At 72.9% G+C, this 19,779-nt stretch carries 22 protein-coding genes and 2 pseudogenes; 12 read left to right on the top strand and 12 right to left on the bottom strand.

The genetic code is table 11. The annotated features are described in order from the left end of the window. Nucleotides 1-11: 11 nt before the first annotated feature. Entirely contained in the window at nucleotides 12-398 is a 387-nt protein-coding gene (locus tag ACZ573_RS19675) for a VOC family protein (protein WP_471305587.1), read from the bottom strand. 15 nt (nucleotides 399-413) lie between these two features. Beyond that, nucleotides 414-1,610, bottom strand: a complete 1,197-nt coding sequence (locus tag ACZ573_RS19670) for an FUSC family protein (protein ID WP_471305584.1) — start codon at nucleotides 1,608-1,610, stop codon at nucleotides 414-416. A gap of 171 nt (nucleotides 1,611-1,781) precedes the next feature. Here ACZ573_RS19670 and ACZ573_RS19665 point away from each other — a divergent pair, with 171 nt between their 5' ends. Next, nucleotides 1,782-1,967 (top strand): hypothetical protein, encoded by a 186-nt coding sequence (locus ACZ573_RS19665; protein WP_471305582.1) that lies wholly within the window; start codon nucleotides 1,782-1,784, stop codon nucleotides 1,965-1,967. 85 nt (nucleotides 1,968-2,052) lie between these two features. On the opposite strand, the gene ACZ573_RS19660 is transcribed toward ACZ573_RS19665, so the two are convergent. Next, nucleotides 2,053-2,442, bottom strand: a complete 390-nt coding sequence (locus ACZ573_RS19660; RefSeq protein ID WP_471305579.1) for a hypothetical protein — start codon at nucleotides 2,440-2,442, stop codon at nucleotides 2,053-2,055. A gap of 174 nt (nucleotides 2,443-2,616) precedes the next feature. On the opposite strand from ACZ573_RS19660, the gene ACZ573_RS19655 reads away from it, so the two are divergent. Together ACZ573_RS19655 and ACZ573_RS19650 are read left to right on the top strand one after the other, a co-directional pair. Beyond that, entirely contained in the window at nucleotides 2,617-2,976 is a 360-nt protein-coding gene (locus ACZ573_RS19655; RefSeq protein WP_471305576.1) for a PRC-barrel domain containing protein, read from the top strand. Between the two features lie 121 nt (nucleotides 2,977-3,097). Beyond that, nucleotides 3,098-3,982: an oxygenase MpaB family protein gene (locus tag ACZ573_RS19650; RefSeq protein WP_471305573.1), complete on the top strand. Its 885-nt coding sequence runs from the start codon at nucleotides 3,098-3,100 to the stop codon at nucleotides 3,980-3,982. 11 nt (nucleotides 3,983-3,993) lie between these two features. On the opposite strand, the gene ACZ573_RS19645 is transcribed toward ACZ573_RS19650, so the two are convergent. After that, entirely contained in the window at nucleotides 3,994-4,302 is a 309-nt protein-coding gene (locus ACZ573_RS19645) for a hypothetical protein (protein ID WP_471305571.1), read from the bottom strand. 55 nt (nucleotides 4,303-4,357) lie between these two features. Then, nucleotides 4,358-5,194, bottom strand: coding sequence for a class I SAM-dependent methyltransferase (locus ACZ573_RS19640; RefSeq protein ID WP_471305568.1), 837 nt, complete (start codon nucleotides 5,192-5,194; stop codon nucleotides 4,358-4,360). 137 nt (nucleotides 5,195-5,331) lie between these two features. On the opposite strand from ACZ573_RS19640, the gene ACZ573_RS19635 reads away from it, so the two are divergent. From ACZ573_RS19635 to ACZ573_RS19620, 4 genes are all read left to right on the top strand, one after another. After that, nucleotides 5,332-6,069, top strand: a complete 738-nt coding sequence (locus ACZ573_RS19635; protein WP_471305565.1) for an ArsR/SmtB family transcription factor — start codon at nucleotides 5,332-5,334, stop codon at nucleotides 6,067-6,069. 70 nt (nucleotides 6,070-6,139) lie between these two features. Next, nucleotides 6,140-7,081: a DMT family transporter gene (locus ACZ573_RS19630; RefSeq protein ID WP_471305562.1), complete on the top strand. Its 942-nt coding sequence runs from the start codon at nucleotides 6,140-6,142 to the stop codon at nucleotides 7,079-7,081. 107 nt (nucleotides 7,082-7,188) lie between these two features. After that, a complete protein-coding gene (locus ACZ573_RS19625) occupies nucleotides 7,189-8,118 on the top strand; it encodes a ketopantoate reductase family protein (protein ID WP_471305559.1) in 930 nt (309 codons plus the stop codon). Between the two features lie 129 nt (nucleotides 8,119-8,247). Then, nucleotides 8,248-8,760: a hypothetical protein gene (locus ACZ573_RS19620; RefSeq protein WP_471305557.1), complete on the top strand. Its 513-nt coding sequence runs from the start codon at nucleotides 8,248-8,250 to the stop codon at nucleotides 8,758-8,760. Between the two features lie 34 nt (nucleotides 8,761-8,794). Here ACZ573_RS19620 and ACZ573_RS19615 read toward each other — a convergent pair whose 3' ends face one another. Continuing rightward, the gene (locus ACZ573_RS19615) at nucleotides 8,795-9,139 is read right to left on the bottom strand and encodes a peptidase inhibitor family I36 protein (protein WP_471305555.1); all 345 of its coding nucleotides are present in this window, start codon (nucleotides 9,137-9,139) and stop codon (nucleotides 8,795-8,797) included. A 261-nt stretch (nucleotides 9,140-9,400) separates the two neighbouring features. On the opposite strand from ACZ573_RS19615, the gene ACZ573_RS19610 reads away from it, so the two are divergent. Then, a complete protein-coding gene (locus ACZ573_RS19610; protein WP_471305552.1) occupies nucleotides 9,401-10,633 on the top strand; it encodes an FAD-dependent oxidoreductase in 1,233 nt (410 codons plus the stop codon). Nucleotides 10,634-10,730: 97 nt separating this feature from the next. After that, a complete protein-coding gene (locus ACZ573_RS19605) occupies nucleotides 10,731-11,954 on the top strand; it encodes a cytochrome P450 family protein (RefSeq protein WP_471305550.1) in 1,224 nt (407 codons plus the stop codon). A gap of 19 nt (nucleotides 11,955-11,973) precedes the next feature. Here ACZ573_RS19605 and ACZ573_RS19600 read toward each other — a convergent pair. The 3 genes and pseudogenes from ACZ573_RS19600 to ACZ573_RS19590 all read right to left on the bottom strand — a co-directional run bounded on the left by ACZ573_RS19600 (nucleotide 11,974) and on the right by ACZ573_RS19590 (nucleotide 15,091). Next, a pseudogene (locus tag ACZ573_RS19600) lies at nucleotides 11,974-12,929 on the bottom strand (IS481 family transposase). A 267-nt stretch (nucleotides 12,930-13,196) separates the two neighbouring features. Further along, the gene (locus ACZ573_RS19595) at nucleotides 13,197-13,877 is read right to left on the bottom strand and encodes a M15 family metallopeptidase (RefSeq protein ID WP_471305548.1); all 681 of its coding nucleotides are present in this window, start codon (nucleotides 13,875-13,877) and stop codon (nucleotides 13,197-13,199) included. Beyond that, entirely contained in the window at nucleotides 13,874-15,091 is a 1,218-nt protein-coding gene (locus ACZ573_RS19590) for a PP2C family protein-serine/threonine phosphatase (protein ID WP_471305545.1), read from the bottom strand. Before ACZ573_RS19590 ends, ACZ573_RS19595 begins: the two co-directional genes overlap by 4 nt. A 328-nt stretch (nucleotides 15,092-15,419) precedes the next feature. On the opposite strand from ACZ573_RS19590, the gene hemC reads away from it, so the two are divergent. The 3 genes from hemC to ACZ573_RS19575 all read left to right on the top strand — a co-directional run bounded on the left by hemC (nucleotide 15,420) and on the right by ACZ573_RS19575 (nucleotide 17,433). After that, nucleotides 15,420-16,352, top strand: coding sequence for a hydroxymethylbilane synthase (gene hemC, locus ACZ573_RS19585; RefSeq protein ID WP_471305542.1), 933 nt, complete (start codon nucleotides 15,420-15,422; stop codon nucleotides 16,350-16,352). An 87-nt stretch (nucleotides 16,353-16,439) separates the two neighbouring features. Beyond that, nucleotides 16,440-17,003, top strand: a complete 564-nt coding sequence (locus tag ACZ573_RS19580) for a hypothetical protein (RefSeq protein WP_471305538.1) — start codon at nucleotides 16,440-16,442, stop codon at nucleotides 17,001-17,003. Between the two features lie 112 nt (nucleotides 17,004-17,115). Beyond that, nucleotides 17,116-17,433, top strand: a complete 318-nt coding sequence (locus tag ACZ573_RS19575) for a hypothetical protein (RefSeq protein WP_471305535.1) — start codon at nucleotides 17,116-17,118, stop codon at nucleotides 17,431-17,433. On the opposite strand, the gene ACZ573_RS19570 is transcribed toward ACZ573_RS19575, so the two are convergent. From ACZ573_RS19570 to rox, 3 genes and pseudogenes are all read right to left on the bottom strand, one after another. Next, nucleotides 17,434-17,613, bottom strand: coding sequence for a hypothetical protein (locus ACZ573_RS19570; RefSeq protein ID WP_471305779.1), 180 nt, complete (start codon nucleotides 17,611-17,613; stop codon nucleotides 17,434-17,436). It abuts the gene before it with no gap. After that, nucleotides 17,565-17,818: pseudogene (locus tag ACZ573_RS19565) on the bottom strand (AraC family transcriptional regulator); the annotation flags it as partial. The pseudogene ACZ573_RS19565 and the gene ACZ573_RS19570, both read right to left, overlap by 49 nt. 123 nt (nucleotides 17,819-17,941) lie before the next feature. Further along, the gene (gene rox, locus ACZ573_RS19560; RefSeq protein WP_471305532.1) at nucleotides 17,942-19,369 is read right to left on the bottom strand and encodes a rifampin monooxygenase; all 1,428 of its coding nucleotides are present in this window, start codon (nucleotides 19,367-19,369) and stop codon (nucleotides 17,942-17,944) included. Between the last annotated feature and the right edge of the window lie 410 nt (nucleotides 19,370-19,779).

Here is a 19,779-nt window from a genome sequence, read left to right as displayed (position 1 = left end):
ATCAGGCCGGATCAGGGGCGGAAGCGCAGGGGGTGGTCGGAGGGGACCTCGACCACGGCGATCCGCACGCCGTCGGGGTCGGCGATCCACATCTCGATCAGACCCCAGGGTTCGAGCTGGGGAGATCGCACCACCTCGGCGCCCCGGCGGCGCAGTTCCTCGTACGCCGCCTGCACGTCCTCGACCTGGAGCCACAACCGCAGGCCCGGCGCGGGCGGGGCCTCGGCGCGGCCGGACAGTTCGAGGAAGCCGCCGCCGAGGAAGTAGACCGTGCCGCGGTCGGGGCCCGTCCCGAACTCGCGGTGGACGGCCAGCCCGAGGGTGTCGCCGTAGAAGACGCGCGAGCGTTCGGGGTCGGTGGGGCGCAGCAGAACCCTGCTGCCCAGTACGTGCACCATGAGCCCTTCCTTCCCTCACCCACGGTCCCGCCGCGTCCGCCTCAGCGGCTTCCAGCTCCTGCGCCGGGTGCGGGTGTGCTGGTCGAGTTCCTCCAGCAGGCGCTGGGAGCGTTTGTCCACGCCCAGCTCGTCCAGGACCCGGTCGATCTCGCTGAGCAGCGCGCCGCTCAGCTGCCAGTGTGCCGGGTCCTCGCGGGCGGAGGCCAGCATCAGGACCGCGAGCCGGTCGCGGTGGGCCCGGGCGACGGCCAGTTCGCCGGTCAGGCGGGCCTCCGCGTCTTCCGCGTTGGCGCTGACCTGTGCGGTGATCAGCTGGGCGAAGCTTTCCACCGCGATGGCCGTGTGGCGCGTCACCTGCCCCAGCGCGGCGGCGGTCGCGGGGTCGAAGAGCGGACCGTCGGGGCGGGCCTTGGCCAGGTCGGTCAGCGTGCGGCAGGCCACGCGGAGCACGACCGCGCAGATCTCCAGGGTGTCCAGGCCGGTGCGCAGCACCAGCCTGAAGAGCAGCCCCTCCTTGACCCGCGGATTGAGCCGGAGGCTGTCCTCGGCCTGCCGGAGGGCCGCGTCGACCTGGGCGATGTCGTTGTCGAGGCGGCGTGCCTCGTGCAGCCGGGCCGCGGCCTGCTCGACCCGGGCCGGTCCGGTGGGTTCCTCGCCGAGGTGGTCGAGCAGCCGGCTCATGCGCCCCGCGAGGTCGGTGATCGCGGTGCCGGCCGGGCCGACCCACAGGGGTGGTGCCAGGAGCAGGTTGACCAGCAGCCCGACCACCGCGCCGATGACCGTTTCCAGGACCCGGTCCCAGGCGGTGTCCGCGACCTGGGTGACGCCGAGGACGAGCATGGCGCTGATCGCGACCTCGGGCACGAACTCGTCCACGCGCACCAGGTGGCCCACGACCAGGGAGGCGAGGATCAGCAGGCCGAGGCTCCACCAGGTCAGACCGACCAGAGCGCTGAAGCCGATCGCGATCAGCACGCCGACGACCACGGAGTTCACCCGGCGGATGCTGGTGGTGAGGGTGGAGTACAGGGTGACCTGGACGACGAGGAGCGCGGTCAGCGGGGCGGTCAGCGGGCTCGGCTCGCTGCTCAGGCGGAGCGCGACGACATAGCTGATCACGGCGGCGGCGGTGGACCGCAGGGCCTGGACGGCGACCGGCTCACGGCGGCGGCGTGCGACCCGGGTGGCGAGGCTGCTGATCATTTCCGGCATGCGGGGCGCCTTCCCGCTGCTGGGCCGGATGACGCATGGCGTGGCCGCCGGGCCCCGATCGGCCCAGGATGGGCCGTACGAGGAGGGCGACCCGGCCGCTCGCGGGCAGGCGGTGGGCATCCGGGGGCGGTCCCGGTCGGTGAGATCCACGAGCGTGAGGGAGAAACAGCCATGAAGCGCAAGGACGACAGGCACGAGAAGTCGGGCGAGGGTCGTGCGGAGCAGGCACAGGAGCACCCCGGTCCGGACCCGGTGCACCCCGAGGCCAGCAAGCGGGTCGAGGGCAAGAGCCCGGAGGAACTGAGGCGGCGCCAGGAGCGGAAGACGACCCGTTCGGGCGACGACGACGCGGAGTAACGGCTCGGAGTAGCGGCCCGGAGTGACGGCCGGAGCAACGGCGTCGGGCCGGACGGCCCGCGGGGCAGGGAGCGGCGGCGAGGTCCTACGGGCCCTCGTCGTAGGTCCCTGCCTCGATCTCCAGGGCGAGCTCCTGGAGGACCCCGATCGAGGAGATGTCGGTCCGCCCGCTGTCGTGCACCATCGCGAGGCTGGTGAACGCCAGGCTGAACCCCGAGACCATGGTGTGCAGCGCCGGCCCGAGCGCCTCCGCCACCAGCGCGGCCACCTGCTGCGGAGACGCGTCGGCCGGCACCCTGATCGACGGCAGCATCTCGTTCAGGAGCAGCGTGGCCACGCCGGCCGTCGGCGGCCCGGCGCCGTCCTCCCCGGCCCCGCCGTTCCCCTCGTCCTCCCCCGCCTCGGCGGCCCGCCGAATGTCCTGGGCGTCGGTGAGGATGCCGATCACTCGCTTGAGTACCTCTGCGCGTTCCATCTGCGGAGCGTAGCCCCGAGCCGCGGACCGGCGCCGGGGTTCGCCCCCACCAGGCCCTGCCCCGGCCCCGTCTCACGGGGCATCAGCGCGGATCGGGGGCGGATGCGTATCCGCGGCCGCGCCGGGCAGACGCGCCGTGACGACACGGGATCGATGGAGGGAGCTGTTCCAGAAATGGCTGAGAACGTCTGGGCCTACCGCGTCACCGTTGACCGCATCGCGGACGTGGACCTGTCCGGCTACAAGGTGGAGGCGGCGGACGGCCCCATCGGAAAGGTCGACAAACACTCCGACGAGGCGGGATCGGCCTATCTGGTCGTGGACACCGGCCCGTGGATCTTCGGCAAGGAAGTCCTCCTCCCCGCGGGTACCGTCACCGGTATCGATGTGGAGGAGAAGCGGATCCGGGTCGGGCTGACCAGGGAACAGGTCAAGGACGCCCCGGAGTTCATCCGGGACGAGCACCTGGAGAGCACCGACTACCGGCGGCTGCTCGACGGCTACTACGGCGTCATCCCGCTGCGCTGGCTGTGATCCGCGGCCGCGGGACGTGTGGGTGACGCAGGCGCCGGGCCGGGCCGCGAGCCCGGCCCGGCCCTGCGGTGCGCGCGGGACCTGCGCCGGGTCCGAGACCGGTCCGGCACATACTGGACATATGACTAGGGCGACGACGGTCCAGCGGATCAGGCGGCAAGCCAGCGAGGCGGTCTTCCTGCGCGTCGCCGGGCCGGACGGACCCCGGAACAGGGCACGGATCCACACGACGCCCGGACCTCGGTGGTTCGCACCGGAACGGCCGGTGCGGCGGGTGCACGGGGACGCGTCGATGTTCGTCGGCGGGCTGGCCGCCCTGCTGCTCCAGTCCCTGCACCCGCTCGCGATGGCCGCCGTGGCGGCCCACTCGGGATACCGGGGTGACCCGTGGGGGCGGCTCCACCGCACCAGTACCTTCCTGGCCGTCACCACGTTCGGCACGAGCTCCGACGCAGAGGCGGCGGTGGCCCTCGTACGGGAGGTACACGCGCGCGTCCGGGGGCGAACGGCCGACGGCATCCCGTACCGGGCCGACGACCCGGAGCTGCTGACCTGGGTGCACATCGCCGAGGCGGACTGCTTCCTGCGGGCCCACCAGCGGTACGGCAGACGCCCGTTGGACCCCGCGGGCTGCGACGCGTACCTCACCGACACGGCGCGCGTGGCCCGCGCGCTGGGGGCGGACCGGCCGCCGGAGAGCTGGCGCGAGCTGGCTCTGCTGATGGCGCGGTACCGGCCCGGCCTGCGGCCGACGGCGGCCTCGCGGGACACCGCCCGGTTCCTGCTGACCGATCCCCCGCTGCCGGGGGCCGCCCGGTTGCCGTACGCGTTGCTGGCGGCCGCGGCCGTGGACCTGCTGCCGCCCTGGGCGAAGTCGGCCGTGGCCGCCGAGGTGCCCGCGGCCGCCCGGATACCGCCCGTTGCCGCTCGCGCGGGCGGCCTGGCCGTGACCCGGGCGATCCGCTGGGCGCTGCCGCCGGCTCCCCCACCGCCCCCGCCCGGCTGAGGGCGGACCTCTCAGTACTCCTCGTCCGGGTAGCCCCAGCGGATCTCCGGCTCGGCTCCTGCCGCCACTGCGGCGACCGTCGCTGCGAAGACCCCCTCGAAGTGCGGTTGCCACAGGTAGAAGCGCGAGATGCCGAGCGGGAAGTCGGAGTCCCCGGAGACGAAGTACGAGCCGCCGTCGTCCACCGCCACCCCGATCGTGACCTGGTTGGCTATGTCCTCCTCGTACATCAGCTCCTGCAGGGCGCGGACGATCGCCCAGGCCTGCGGTTCGTCGGCGACCCCGGTGACGGTGAAAGCAAGATCGATGTTCACTGACATGCCGGAAGAATAGGCGGGACCACCGACACCGGGGCCACGGGCTGCGGGCTACGGGCTACGGGCGGCTGGCGGTCACGAGGTAGTAGTCCAGGATCTGCTGCTCCCAGGCGGCCAGGAAGTTCCGGGGCCAGGTCCCCGGCGCCCACAGGCGGGCGAGCCAGCGGTCCCAGCCGGGCCAGACCTGCGGGCCGATCGAGGAGACCCGCACGCCGGTGAAGCCGGCTTCGGCGAGGGCGCCGGCGAGCCTGGACACCGGCCGCGCGATGTCCAGGCCGCTGGCGAACGAGTCGAGCAGCCCCGCGAGCCGCTTCGCGGGCTCGGGTGCCCCCTCCACGGTGAAGAAGCTGGTGACCGCCACCCGGCCGCCCGGCCGCAGCACTCTCGCCGCCTCCCGGGCGAAGGCGGTCAGGTCCGGGAAGTGCTGGGCCGCCTCCACGCTGTAGAGGCAGTCGAACTCCGCGTCGCCGAGCGGCAGGTCCTCCGCGGCCCCGAGCGCGAAGCCGATGCGGTGCGGCTGCGCCGCGAGGAGCGGGGAGTTGGCTTCGCGGGCCCGGCCGAGCTGCTGGGGGTGGATGTCCACCCCGGTGACGGCCGTGGGCCCGTACTCCTCCAGCGCGAGGGCGCACCCGAGGCCGAGACCGCAGCCGACCTCGACGGCCCGGCCGCCTCGTGGGGCCACCGCATCGAGTACGTGCCGGTAGAGGTCCTGCTCGCTGCGGATCCGGTCGCCCTGCGACAGCGGCTGCCCGAGATCGACCGCCTTCCAGTAGCCGAAGTTGATGAACCCTCCGGCGAAGACCGGAACGGCGCTGAGATCGGCCGGCCCGTACGTCTCCCACACCTCGGGCCGTACGACCGGCGTCGGCCGCTCCGTGGGATCACCCGACGACACCACCCCACCACCTCCTCGTGACGGGGACGTCTGGCCCCCCGGCCCTCAGTGTGGCGGGCGGACGCCCGGTCGCGACAGTGGACCTCACCCGGACAGATCATTCGGTGTTTGCCGAAATCATGGGGCATCCTGGACTTATGAACGAAACGCATCCCGGAGCGACGTCCGCGGGCGGAGCGGCCCCCGCGGCCCTGCTGGCCGCCTTCGCCGCCGCCCTGGCCGACGAGACGCGGGCCGCGATCTGCATGACGCTGCTGGAGGGGCGCGCCTGGACCGCGGGCGAGCTGGCCCGGATCACCTCGGTGGCGCCCTCCACCATCAGCGGCCATCTGACCCGGCTGCTCGACGCGGGCATCTGCGTGACCGAGCGGCAGGGCCGCCACAGCTACGTGCGCATCGCCGACGGCGCGACCGCCCGCCTGCTCGACGAGCTCGCCTCGCATGCCGTCCCGGACCGGGACGCAGCGCACGCCGTGCCCGTGGTCGCCGCGCCGGACCCGCTGGCCCGCGCCCGGACCTGCTACGACCACTTCGCCGGACGGCTGGGCATGGCGGTGACCGACGCGATGGAGCGGCGCGGGCTGCTGCGCACGCAGGACGTGTTCGAACTGACGGAGGCCGGCCGGCTCTGGTGCGCGGAGGCGGGCATCACCCTGGCCGGCGAGGGGCGCAGGCGACTGGCGAGTTCCTGTCTGGACTGGACCGAGCGGCGCCGCCACCTGGGCGGCCTCGCCGGGGCGCGGCTGTGCGCGCGGGCGTCGCAGGAGCAGTGGGTGGTGCGCCCGGCGGACGGCGGGCGGGCGCTGGAGGTGACCGCTGCCGGGGAGCGGGCCTTCGGCGAGCTGCTGGGGCTCACACCGGAGGCGTGGAGCTGAGCCCTGGCTCCCGCCACGAAGGGGCATCAATTCGGTCGACACCGAAATGTTTCGCCCGTAGGGTGGGCTCATGACGTTCCGCACGAGTTCGATCCCGCCCGGCGTCCTCACGGTCGGCGCCGTCACGTTCACGGTGTTCGCCTGGGCCTCCGCCTTCGTCTCCATCCGCAGCGCGGGGTCCGCGTACTCGCCCGGCGCCCTGGCCCTCGGCCGGCTGCTGGCCGCCTCGCTGGTGCTCGTGGTACTGCTGCTGATCAGCCGCCAGGGCCTGCCGCCCCGCGAGGCCTGGCGCGGGATCCTGGTGTCCGGCGTGGTGTGGTTCTGCGGCTACACGATCGTGCTGAACTGGGGTGAACGACTGGTCGACGCGGGCACGGCGTCGCTCCTCGTGAACATCGGGCCCATCCTCATGGCGCTCCTCGCGGCCCGCCTCCTCGGCGAGGCCCTGCCCCCGCGGCTCCTGGTCGGCATGGCCGTCTCCTTCGCCGGAGCGGTGGTCGTGGGCGTGTCCATGTCGTCCGGGAACGGCGGCTCCACCTCGGTGCTCGGGGTCGTCCTCTGCCTGCTCGCGGCAGTGGCCTACGCATCCGGCGTCATCGCCCAGAAGCCCGCGCTCTCCTACGGCACCCCCCTGCAGGTCACCACCTTCGCCTGCCTGACGGGAACCGTGGCCTGCCTGCCCTTCACGGGCCTGCTGTTCACGGAGCTGCCCGAGGCGCCGGTCTCCGCGACCTTGAACATGGTCTACCTGGGTGTGGTGCCGACCGCCCTCGCCTTCACCACCTGGACCTACGCCCTGGCGCGCATGCCCGCCGGAAAGCTGGGGGCGACCACGTACGCCGTCCCGGCCATCGTCGTACTGCTGAGCTGGGCCCTGCTGGGCGAGGTACCGGCCTGGCTGACCCTTCTCGGCGGGGCGCTGTGCCTGGCCGGTGTGGCCGTCTCCCGGTACGCGCCGCGCGCGCCGCGGACCCCCGCCGAGGACAGCCCGCTCGGTGCGGGCCGGACCTGACCCGTCCCTGTCTCCTTCCCCTCCCGTGTCCCCTTCCCCTCGCGCGTCCCCTTCCCCTCCCGCGTGACCGCTCCCGCTCCTGCACCTCCCACGAAAGGGACCCCTTCATGAGGATCCTCACGGTCGGCGCCGGCGCCGTCGGCGGCTTCTTCGGCGCCCGGCTCGCGACAGCGGGCCAGGACGTCTCCTTCCTGGTCCGGCCGGCCCGTGCGAAGGCCCTGGAAGCCCGCGGCCTGCGCGTGTCGGGTCAGGGAGAGGAGCTCCGCCTCACTCCGGATCTGGTGACGGCCGGCGCCGTAGGCGGCCCGTACGACCTGGTCCTGCTCTCGGTGAAGGCGACCGCCCTGCACACGGCCCTGGCGGACATCGAACCCGCCGTCGGCCCGGACACCGTCGTCGTACCCCTGCTGAACGGGGTCGCCCACCTCGACACGCTCGTCGCGCGCCTGGGGGCCGGAGCGGTCCTCGGCGGTGTCGCGAAGGTGGTCACCACCTTGAGCGACGACGGCGACATCCTCCGCATGGCTCCGCCCGCGGTGATCCTGACCGGCGAGCTCGACGCACGCCCCTCGGCCCGGGTGGACTCGATCCGCAGCGTGCTGGCCGAGGCCGGCATCGACTCACCGGCGACCGAGGACATCGTCGCGGCCATGTGGCACAAGTGGGCCTTCATCTCCACTCTCGTCGCCCTGACCTGCCTGATGCGCGGCACGGTCGGAGAGGTGAACTCCGTTCCGGGCGGGGCGGCCCTCGCCGGGGCGCTGATCTCGGAAACCGCGGCGGTGGCGGAGGCCGCGGGCCATCCGGTCACCGAGGCGGAGCTCGCCTTCACCACGTCGGCCGTCACGAGCGCCGGCTCCCCGCTCACCCCGTCCCTGTACCGCGACCTCGTCGCCGGAGCGCCGACGGAGGCCGACCACGTCCTGACCGACCTCACCCTGCGCGCCCGCGCGCTCGGGGTGGCCACCCCCCTGCTGGACCTCGCCGCACTCCAGCTGCGCGTCCACGAACACCGCCTCGCCGCGGGACGCCCATGAGGCCCATGAGGCCCCCGAGCCTCCCGCCTTCACCCGGATGCCCGGCCCATTGGGCATCCGGGCCGCCGGGCCTTTGACTGGGAGGTCCAGAGGTCCAGAGGTCCGGAGGTCCGGAAGACCCGTGGAGGCATGGTGACGGCGGTCGCGTGGATGCGTGGTGCGGCAGGTGCGGTGGTGCTGTCGGTGGTGGCGCTCGGCGCCGCAGGCTGTTCGGACGGTGACGGCACCCCGTCGGGCGCCGTGTCGAGCGCGGCGTCGGCGGTGAGGTCCGCCGGCGAGGCGGTCTCGTCGGCCGCGGCCGAGGCTTCGAAGGCCGCCGAATCGGCGGCCGCCGTCGCGAAGGGCAAGCTCGCCGGCGTGAAGGACGGGGTCGATGCCAAGCACGAGGTGACCTTGGGCTCGGTGACCACCGCCGGCGACGGCTACACCACGGTCCCCGTGACGGCACGGAACACCGACGACGCGACGAAGTCCTTCGCGGTGCAGGTCGAGTTCAAGGACGAGAGCGGCAATCTCGTCGACACCGTGGTCGTGACGATCACCGACGTCGCCGGGAAGGGCACGGGGCAGGCAACGGCCCGCAGTACGCACAAACTGTCGGGCACGGTCTCGGCTCAGGCCGGTACGGCCCTGCGCTACTGACCCCGGGCTGCACCCGCCCGCGCGCCTTCCTTGCTCAGCAGTTGTCGCCCACCGCGTCGATCTTCGAGCCGAAGCGGCCGCTGTAGTTGCTCGCGTAGTCGCCGGTGCGGACCGGTCGGCACTCCTTCCCGGTCGCCCAGTCGATGAAGGCCCCGCTCCGGTTGGCCCGGAACGACCCCACGTGGTCCACGAACCTGCTGGGCAGGTCCACGTAGCCACCGCGCCAGACGTAGAGCTCTCCGGTGCCGTCCTGGTACCGCCACAGACAGATCGCCTTGGCGGGGCACGCGGGCAGGGCCTGAGCGGGTGTGGTGGAGGTGAGCGAGACCAGCGCCACGGCGCCGGCGACCAGCAGGGTGCGTAAGTGACGTGCCCTCATAAGGGTCCTCTCTTCGTACCGTTTGTCTTCCACCATCCTCGCCTGGGCGCCGGTCCGTGCGGCAACACCCGGATCCGCCGGGCCTCTTCACCACATCTCCCCGAGCGGTGCGGTGATACTCCCGTGGTGCGCGTTCTGGCCGTCGGTGACCATTCCTCCACCGGCGCAGCAACGCCTCCTCGCCGTTGCCGCTGCCGGCGCCCCGGGTGCGGTATACGTCCTCTGGGGGGTGACCCGACGCCGGTGAAGGGAGTGGGTTGCGTGGAACGAACCACCTGCTGTGTGGTGGGAGGAGGGCCCGCCGGGATGGTGCTGGCCCTGTTGCTGGCCCGGGCCGGGGTGGAGGTGACCGTGCTGGAGAAGCACGGCGACTTCCTGCGCGACTTCCGCGGGGACACCGTGCATCCGTCCACCCTGTCGCTGCTGGACGACATCGGCCTGGCGGAACGCTTCGCCCGGCTGCCGCAGCGACGGGTGAGCACCGTGCAGCTGCCCATCGGGCCGGACCGGTCGCTCGTCACGGTCGGGGACATCGGGGCGCTGCGGGGAAAGTACAACTACATCGCGATGGTGCCGCAGTGGGACCTGCTCGACCTGCTCGCCGACGAAGCGGGCCGGGAGCCCTCGTTCCACCTGCGCATGAACACCGAGGCGACGTCCTTCCTGATCGAGCGTGGCCGGGTCACGGGCGTGCGGTACCGGACCTCGGACGGCGGCACCGGTGAGCTCAGGGCCTCGCTGACCGTGGCCTGCGACGGACGGGGCTCGCTGGCCAGAGCGCTGCCCGAGCTGGGGCTGGAGGACTTCCCGTGCCCCTTGGACGCCTGGTGGTTCCGGGTGCCGCGCCGCGAGGAGGACCCCAGCGGGCTCGTCGGCGGCATCGGGGACCGGCTGTTCGTCGCCCTCATCGACCGCGGCGACTACTGGCAGTGCGCGGCGCTCATCCCCAAGGGGTCCGACGCTGGGCGCCGCGCCGAGGGCCTGGAGTCGTTCATGGCGCAGTTCACGGAGGCCGTCCCCTGGCTGGCCGACCGGGCCCATGCCGTCACCTCCTGGGACGAAGTCAAGCTGCTCGACGTACGGCTCGACCGGCTGCGCCGCTGGCACCGCCCGGGGCTGCTGTGCATCGGCGACGCCGCCCACGCCATGTCCCCGGTGTTCGGCATCGGCATCAACCTCGCCGTGCAGGACGCGGTGGCCACGGCCCGCCACCTCGTGGGCCCGCTGCGCGACGGCACCGTAGGGCTGCGGGACGTGCGCCGCGTGCAGTGCCGGCGCCTGCCCACCACCGTGGCGACCCAGGGGCTCCAGCGCCTCGCGCACGCCAAGGTCATCGGGCCGCTGCTGGCCGGCCGCGACGCCTTCGGAAACCCCCAGCGGGCCAAGCGGCTGACCGAGCTCCTCACCGACTCCCGCCGGCTGAACCGGCTGCCTGCCTACTTCCTCGCCTACGGGGCCCTGCGCGAACGGCCCCCGGGGGAATCGCTCCGCTGACCTCACCTCGCCACCGGAGGCCGAAAAGTGACGTATCGGGATGGTCGGGCAGATAACCTCGCTCCCACAGCGAGGACGACACGCTCCGGGAGGCCTCATGAGTGAGCAGCAGCCGACCCTTCTGCCCTACGCCGACCCCGCCTTCGTCGCGGATCCGTTCCCCCTGTACCAGCAGCTGCGCGAGGACGGCCCCGTGCGCCGCGTCATCGTCGCGGGCGGCCTGGACGCCTGGCTCGTCACGCGTTACGAGGACGGACTCGCGGCCCTGTCCGACTCCCGCCTCAGCAGCAACGTACGCGACGCCTCGGACAGCCGGATCCTGCGGCAACTGCCCGAAACGGAAAGGGATTCGATGCTGAGCAACATGCTCCGCAGCGATCCGCCCGACCACACCCGCCTGCGCCGCCTGGTCTCCAAGGCGTTCACCGCCCGCCGCGTGGCGGGGATGCGGCCACGGATCCAGGCCATCACCGACGGTCTGCTGGACGCGGTCGTCCCGGCCGGACGTGCCGATCTGATCGCCGACTTCGCGCTTCCGCTCCCGGTCACGGTGATCAGCGAACTGCTCGGGGTCCCGGTGGACGAGCGCCGCGACTTCCAGCACTGGACCGACCAGATGCTCAGGCGGGGAGCGGAGCCGCCGGATCCCGCCGTGGTGAACGAGGCCTGGCAGCACATGCGCGCCTACCTGACCGGGCTCATCCACGCCAAACGGGCGCACCCCGGCGACGACCTGCTCAGCGGCCTCGTCACCGCCCGCGATGCGCAGCAGAGGCTGAGCGAGGACGAGTTGATCGCCATGGTGTTCCTGCTGCTGGTCGCCGGCTACATCACCACGGTCAACCTGATCGGCACCGGCATCGCCACGCTGCTGGCCCACCCGGATCAGCTCGGCCTGCTGCGGTCCGACCCCGGGCTGCTGCCCGGTGCGATCGAGGAGTTCCTCCGCTACGACGGCCCGGTGAGCCCCGGTATCGCGCGGTTCGCGCGCGAGGACATGGAGATCGCCGGCGTGGCCGTCCCGCGCGGCGCGACCGTACTGATCGGCTCGGCTGTCGCCGACCGCGACCCGAAGCGGTTCCCCGACCCCGACCGCCTCGACATCACCCGCCAGGACAACGCCCACCTCGCGTTCGGGCACGGCATCCACTACTGCCTGGGGGCTCCGCTGGCCCGGCTGGAGGGTCAGATCGCCATCGGCACGGTCCTGCGCCGGCTCCCCGGGCTCGCCCTCGCCACGGACCCGGACGGGATCCGCCGGCGCCCCGGCGGACTGCGCGGCCCGGAGAGCCTGCCGGTCACCTTCACCCCGGGCGGCTGAGCCGGACCCCGGCCTGGGCCTAGGTGTATTGACCCGCAGGGTTGTTTACACGGCTGATGGGTGGCATGCCGCCCAGTGCGGTGTGGCAGCGGTGGTGGTTGTAGGTGTGGAGGAAGTCTGCCAGGGCCGCTGTCCGCTCGTCGTTCGAGGTGTAGGGCCGTAGGTAGGCCCATTCCTCGAGCAGGGTGCGGTTGAAGCGTTCGACCTTGCCGTTGGTCTGCGGCCGGTAGGCACGGGTGAGCTTGCCGGCGGCGCCGAGGTCGCTCAGGACGGCCTTCCAGGCCAGGCCCTTGCGGTAGGCCCACGCGTTGTCGGTGAGGACGCGTTCGATGCGGGTGATGCCGTGAGTGTGAAAGAACGCGGCGGCGCGGGTGAGGAAGTCTGCGCAGGTGGCGACCTTCTCGTCGGGGTGGATCTCGCTGTAGGCCAGGCGGCTGTGGTCGTCGACTGCAGAGTGGACGTAGTCGAATCCCACGCCGGACTTCGTGCTGCGGCTGGCTTCGCGGCCCAGGGCCTTGTGGCCGCCGCCGGTGGGTATCCGGCCGAGTTTCTTCACGTCCACGTGGATGAGCTCGCCTGGCCGGTCGCGTTCGTAGCGGCGGATCACGGTGCCGGTCGGGCGGTCCAGCCAGGCGAGACGGTGCAGGCGGTGCCGGGTCAGGATGCGGTGGACGGTCGAGGCGGGCAGGCCCACGATGGGGCCGATCCGGGCGGGGCCGAGCTTGCGGTCCCGCCGCAGGTCACACACTCGGGCCTCGATCGCGGCGGCAGTTCGGTGCGGGGTTGTCCGCGGCCGGGAGGACCGATCGGCCAGGCCGGCCTCGCCCTCGGTCCGCCACCGCGGACCCATTTGTGGGCGGTGGCCCTCGATATACCCATCTCGGCGGCGACATGGGCGATCGGACGGCCCGATGCGACACGTTCAACCAGCAGGCGCCTGCCGAAGACGGTCAGCCGGGCATTACGGTGGGACACGAAGACCTCCGTGCGGTGAGTTCCTAGACAGCTCCCACCACACCGGAGGTCTTCGCCATGTTCAAGACCTGCCGAGTGTCAACAACGCTCGTGATCAATACACCTAGGCCCTTTCGTCAACGTCCCGTCGGGCCCGCGACGCCCGGCACCGCACCTCGCTGCGTTGTCGGAGCGCCCGAGTACGTTTAGTACACGGGCGCCCCTCCGCCTTGCGACGCACGGCACCGGACGCCGCGGGCCTTACCGACGCCACTTTGACGACAGGACCTAGCCGCCCTGCTCGGAGAAGTGCTGGTAGTCCGGAAGGGTCCAGCGGCCGCCCCAGTACCAGCCGATCTCCCGGAAGGCGCGGGTCACGACCCCGTCGGGGGTGATCGTCCCGGGGCCGGTGCGGCCGCGGTCGAGGTGGGTGCGGCCGTTCGGGGGATGGATGGTGCCCCGGACGTCGACGTACGGGTTCTCCACCGGGTTGATGTCGACGGCGTCGCCCCAGGAGTGCCGGGACAGCCGGCCCGGGTCTCCGGTGACCGGCCGGCAGTTGAAGGCGGAGGTGTTGTCGTCCGCCATCGCCGCGGTGTCGCTGCCGCCGTACTCGGCCATCACCCGCATGCGGCGGATCGGGTAGCGGGCGGCGAAGGCCTTTCCGAAGGCCCGCAGGACGGGGGCGACCACGTCCTCGTGGACCACCAGTTCGCCGGTGTGCACCTTGCCGTCGAAGCCCCAGTGGTTCATCCGGACGAGCCGCAGGCGCTCCGGCGGCACCGGGCAGCCGGGGCGGTGGGTGATACCCAGTTTCTCCGGGGGGACGGCCGTGACGTGCGCGGACAGCGTCTTCACCTCCGGCTTCGGCGCGACCTGGAAGGGCGACTCGGACCGTGCCCCGGTGCATGACAACGCCGTCACGCACAGGATGCCGGTCAGGGCGCCGCAGGCGAGGCGATGACTCACCGTTCCACCGTAGGTTCGCCCTGCCCTCCGGGCATGCCGGAGGGGGTGGCTCCGGGGTCCGCGGGCGGGCGGGGGCGGGCCCGGGCGGCGAGTACGGCGACGTCGTCCTCCGCGTGCCGGGCGTCGAGGCCCTCCACGACGGCGTCCACCACCGCGTTCACCCCCGCCCCCACCGGGGGCCGCACGCCCACCAGCCGGGCCAGCGAGACGTCGATGTCCTCGCCCCGCCGTTCCACCAGCCCGTCGGTGAACATCAGCAGGGTCTCCTGCGGGGTGATCGCGCGCGTGACGGCTTCGTAGCCGCCGATGCCGGTGCCCAGCGGCGGGCCGACCGGGACGTCGACCAGCGAGGCCGAGCCGTCCGCCCCGAAGACCGCCGGCGGCAGGTGGCCGGCGCCGGCGAACATAGCGACGCCGCGCGCGGGATCGACGCGTACGAGCAGGCAGGTCGCCGGCCTGCGGGCCGCGTCGCCGGCGGCCAGCACGTCGAGCTGACGCAGTACGCGGTGCGGCGCGAGGTCCGTCGACGCCACGTCGCGCAGGGTGGAGCGGTACGCGTTCATGTCCACGGCCGCGTCGAGCCCGTGGCCCATCACGTCTCCGACCACGAGCAGGGTGCGTCCGTAGTGGAGGCGGATCGTCTCGAACCAGTCGCCCCCCACCAGCGCCCGGGGGCCGGCCGGCAGGTAGCGGCTGGCCACCTCCAGGTTGGGGTGCGGCCGGCCCGGTTCCGACACGAGCGCGCGCTGGAGGTGCGAGACGGTGTCCTCGGTGGCGGCCAGCTGCCGCGCGTGCCCCAGGTGCACCGCCGCCAGCCGGGCCGCGAAGTGGACCGTCGCCGCCTCGTGGTCGCCGAACCCCGTCCGGGCCCGTACGGCGGTCAGCATGCCGTGGACCCGTTCCCCGTCCGGCAGCGGGACGGACAGGACGTGGACCGGCACGCCGCCCGCGACCGTCGCCCACTCGGAGAGCTGATGCCCGCCGTCCGACGCCCGTACCGAGGGCGCCGCGCCGGCCCCGGCGGTCAGCAGCCCGGCGGTTCCCGCCGTCGCCACCCGGCGGGAACCGCCGTCCTCCGCCAGGAGATCCACCGCGGCCGCGTCGCACACGTTCCGGGACAGGAAACCGGCCAGTTCCTGGCAGGTGGTCACGGCGTCGAGGGTGGTACCGATCTGCCCGACGGCGGCCTCGGCCGCCCGGACACGTGCCCACAACCCCTCGGGCCCACCCGCGGACCCGGTGGGCCTCCCGCCACGCTCCGGCAACGGACCTCCTCGCCACGGACCGCCGAAGCAGCCATTCCAGCAGGAGTACCGGTCCCAGGCACGCCCGCCGCGCCCCGGGGTCTCCGGGCACGCGGGCCTCCGGAGGCGAGGGCGGGGATCGATCGACGCCTCAGGCCGTCCGGCCCGGGGAGCACCGGGCGTGGCGCGCCGGGTCCCTCGAACACGTTCGCGAGGCGGTCAACTTCCCTGCCCGGCACCGTCGATGGGCCCCGGCTCCGATGCCCGCCGCCGGGGGCCGAGGGCGTATCGTGCCCGCATGCCCGCTGATCCGATTCGTATCGTCTCCCGCGATTCGCCGATGGCCCTCGCCCAGGTGGAGCGCGTCCGCGCCGAGCTCGCCGCACTCCACCCGGGGATCACGACCACCGTCCTGCCGGTGAAGACCACCGGCGACAAGTGGATGGGAGACCTCTCACAGGTCGAGGGCAAGGGCGCGTTCACCAAGGAGGTGGACGCAGCGATCCTGGCCGGTGAGGCCGACCTCGCCGTGCACTGCGTCAAGGACGTCCCGGCCGACCGCCCGCTGCCCGCCGGAACCGTCTTCGCGGCGTTCCTGGAACGCGACGACATCCGCGACGCCCTGATCCACCCGGAGGGGCTCACCCTCGACCGGCTCCCGCCCGGTACCCGCATCGGGACCTCCTCCGTGCGCCGGATCGCCCAGCTCGCCGCCGCGTACCCGCACGTGGAGTGCGTACCGATGCGCGGGAACGCCAACAGGCGCCTGGAGAAGCTCGCCGCCGGTGAGGCGGACGCGCTGCTCCTGGCCGTCGCCGGACTCCACCGCATCGGCCGTGCGGACGTGATCACGGAGATCGTTCCGGTGGACACCCTGATGCCGCCGATCGGCGCCGGCGTCCTCGCGCTCCAGTGCCGGCGGGACGACGCCGAACTCATCGACACCGTCAGCGCCCTCGGCCACCCGGACACGCACCGCGAGACGGTCGCCGAGCGGATGCTCCTCCATGTCCTCCAGGGGCACTGCAACAGCCCGATCGCGGGGTACGCGCGGGCGGAACGCGGCGGGGACCTGTCCCTGCGCGCCTGCGTGTTCTCGCCGGACGGCAAGGAGGTCCTGAACGCGCACGAGTGGGCGGGGCGCCTCGACCCGGCCACCCTCGGAACTTCCGTCGCCGTCGCGCTCCTCCGGCAGGGTGCCCGAGAGCTGATCGACAGCATTCCGCACTGACCCCACCCCGTGCGGGTCGGTACGTCCGGACGGCCGGGGCCGGCCCGCCTGCGGGGCAGGGCTTCCGGCCGGCCCTACCGTAGCGGCATGGCCCCTGACGAGACGCCCCCGGCCGGGTCCCCCGGAGGCGCCATCCCCGGCGCGGACGACGAGCAGGCCTTCGATCGCGACCCGCGCTTCGCCGCCGCGCGGCTGAAGGAGCGTCTGTACGCGACCATCACCATGATCTCGGTGGTGATCGGGCTCGCGGCCTCCGATCACATCAGCGCCACCGGAGCGGCCGCGACCGTTGTGACCACCGCGGTGGGCCTCTGGCTGGCCGCGCTGGTCGCGGACCAGCAGGCCCACCGTGTCGTGCACGGCCGCCTGGCGACGGGCCACGAGCTGCGCCGCATGCTGTCCGTCAGCAGCCCACTGCTGCTCTCCGCCGCGGGACCGCTGGTACTGATCGGTGCGGCCGCGCTCGGGCTGATGGCGGTGGACACCGCCCTGCTGATCTCGGCCGGGGTGAGCGTCGCCGGGCTGTTCACCTGGGGCTGGTACGGCGGCATCCGCATGGGCGGGGGCACGGGCCTGGCCCTGCTGGCCGGCACCCTGGACGCGGCCATCGGCACCGCGGTCGCCCTGGTCAAGGCCGCCGCCGGCCACTGACCGCCGCCACCGGACCACCGGGGAGTCCCCCGCTGCGGCGAGGGCGCGAGAATCCCGGACCCGCCGTAGCGTGGAAGCATCAGAGGTACTCCGTGGTGAGGGGCGATGCGCCATGACGTGGGCTTCGTGGACGACGACAGGAGTCTTCGCCGGACGAGGCGGAGTACGCACCGAAGAGGCGGGAGTCCTCACTGGCGACCTGACCGTGCACACCACCTGGTCGAGCCCGGAGGCCCATGTGGCGGTGCAGTACAGCGGCGGCTCGGACTGGTTCACCGTGACCGGCAGTCCGGTGCGCTGCGAATCCGAGGAGTTCAGCCGCCTCCTGCATCAGACGGTGGTGGACGCCGTACGCGCCGACGGGGCCGCCACGGTCCCGCAGGACCTGCCGGCGGAGGCCCACCGGGGCCCGCGCGCGTCGGCTTCCTGATCACTTCGCCTGGGCGAGCCGGACCGCGTCGGCGCCGGCCGGGAATCGCAGCTGGCCGGTCGTGTCGTGGGCGGCCGGCCACACGGTCTCGGCGACGTCGCTCTCCCCGGAGTACAGGTCCTGGCCCGTGAGCCGAGCAGGCGCACCGCCGCCCCCTGCTCGCGGGTGATCAGACGCCACAGGATCTGCCGCCTGACCAGCGGGGCCGGCACGGCACGGTCGCGGGGTTCGTCGAGCAGGCGCAGCAGCCGGACCACGTCGTCGAGCAGGGCACGAGGCCGAAGCCGAGGGCCGGCCGGTCGGGGGCGGCCCGGGTGAACGGCCCGGTGACCGGCAGGTCGACGGATGCCACGAGGTACTGCCCGGCTCCGTACTCGTAGACCCTGCAGCGCGCCGTACCGGGCACGGCCTCTGGTTTCACCGCCGTGCGCTTCTCCCTGGGATGTCTCGACGTCGGGACGGTCATTCCCGGCACTCATGGCCGGGAATGACCGGCGCGCATCCGGACTCAGTCCGTGGCAGCACCGAACCACGTGGGCAACCGGTCGATCAGATCCTGCTGATCGTCGCCGACCCACGCCACGTGGCCGTCCGGCCTCAGCAGTACCGCGGGCACGTCCAGTTCCTCACTGACGTCGACGACGTGGTCGACGCGGTCGGCCCAGCCCGCCACCGAGAGCCGGCCGGTCTGGTCCAGCAGCAGCCCGCGGCCGCCGTGCATCAGCTCGTAGAGGCTCCCCCGCTTCAGCACGATGTCCCGCATCCGCCGGCCGAGCAGTTCGTGGCCCTCGCCGAAGTCGTAGCGGAGCCCGATGGCGGTGATCTTCTCGATCAGGTACCGGTTGACGTTCTCGAACTCCATCAGCTCGGACAGCAGCCGGCGCACGGCCTGGGCGCCGGGCTCCGTGGACATCAGCTCCATCTGCGCGCGGGTGTTGTCCAGCACGGCGGCGGCCACCGGATGCCGTTCGGCCTCGTAGCTGTCCAGCAGCCCCTCCGGAGCCCAGCCGCCCACCTCGGCGGCCAGCTTCCAGCCGAGGTTGAAGGCGTCCTGGACGCCGAGGTTGAGTCCCTGGCCGCCGGTCGGCGGGTGGATGTGCGCCGCGTCGCCGGCCAGCAGCACCCGGCCGACCCGGTAGCGCTCGGCCTGCCGGGTGGCGTCGCCGAACCGCGACAGCCAGCGCGGTGAATGCACGCCGAAGTCGGTGCCGCCGACGGCCCGCAGCCGTTGCTTGAACTCCTCGAAGGTCGGCGGGACGGCACGGTCCGCAGCCACCCCCTCGGCGGGCACGACGACGCGGTACACCCCGTTCCCGAAGGGCGCCGCGCCGAACCGGAGCTGCGTCTTGCGCACCTCGGCCATCACGGCGGCCAGCGTCTCGGGCTCCGCGGTCAACTCCATCTCGCCCAGCAGCGTCTCGACCCGGGAGGGCTCGCCGGGGAAGCCGACGCCGAGCAGCTTGCGCACCGTGCTGCGGCCGCCGTCGCAGCCGACGAGGTGGCGCGAGCGCAGCCGCGTACCGTCGGCCAGCTCGACGTTCACCCCGTCCTCGTCCTGGCTGAGCCCGACCAGTTCGCAGCCGCGCCGGACCTCGGCGCCCAGCTCGGCGGCCCGCTCGGCCAGCAGGCGATCGGTGATCGTCTGGGGGATGCCGAGGACGTACGAGTGGGCGGTGTCCATCCCGTCCGGCCACGACGTGCCGAGGCCGGCGAAGAAGCCGCCGACCTCGTAGCGCCGGCCGTGCGCGAGGAACCGGTCCAGCAGTCCGCGCTGGGCCATCACCTCGATGCTGCGCACGTGGAGGCCGAGTGCGCGCACGTACGGGGTCGGCTCCGTCTCCTTGTCCAGCACGAGCACGTGCACACCGTGCAGCCTCAGCTCGCAGGCCAGCATCAGCCCGGTCGGTCCGCCACCGGCCACGATCACGTCGATCATCAAGATCCCCCATTCGACAAGGTTGCGTCTCGCCAGCCGCTCCGCGTCCCGCGGACCCGTACGCCGGTATGGCCGTACGTACTTCGCGAATCCCTGATTTCGTCAGGTTCTGGCTTCGATGGGAGATTCTGCGGCACGACCGGGGTCTTGCCGCAAGGCCCCTGGTGCGCTATATCTTGAGAGTGGCAAGGAGTGAGTGACCTCCTTGCCTTTTCTTTTTTGCCGTCCGCTGTGACCGTCCGGTGGGGGATGGGGTGCCGGAACGGCGGGGGATGCGGTGCCGGAACGGCGGGGGCCGATCGGACGCAACGCGGCGGGGGGGGGGGGGGGGGGGGCCCCCCCCCCCCCCCCCCCGTCCCCCCCCCCCCCCCCCCTGGGGGGGGGAGCCAGCCCCCTCACGCCAAAATATA

The organism is Streptomyces sp. NPDC040545, assembly GCF_055595065.1.
The sequence above is the reverse complement of the archived record's forward strand: the minus strand, read 5'-3'. Positions and strand labels throughout refer to the sequence as shown.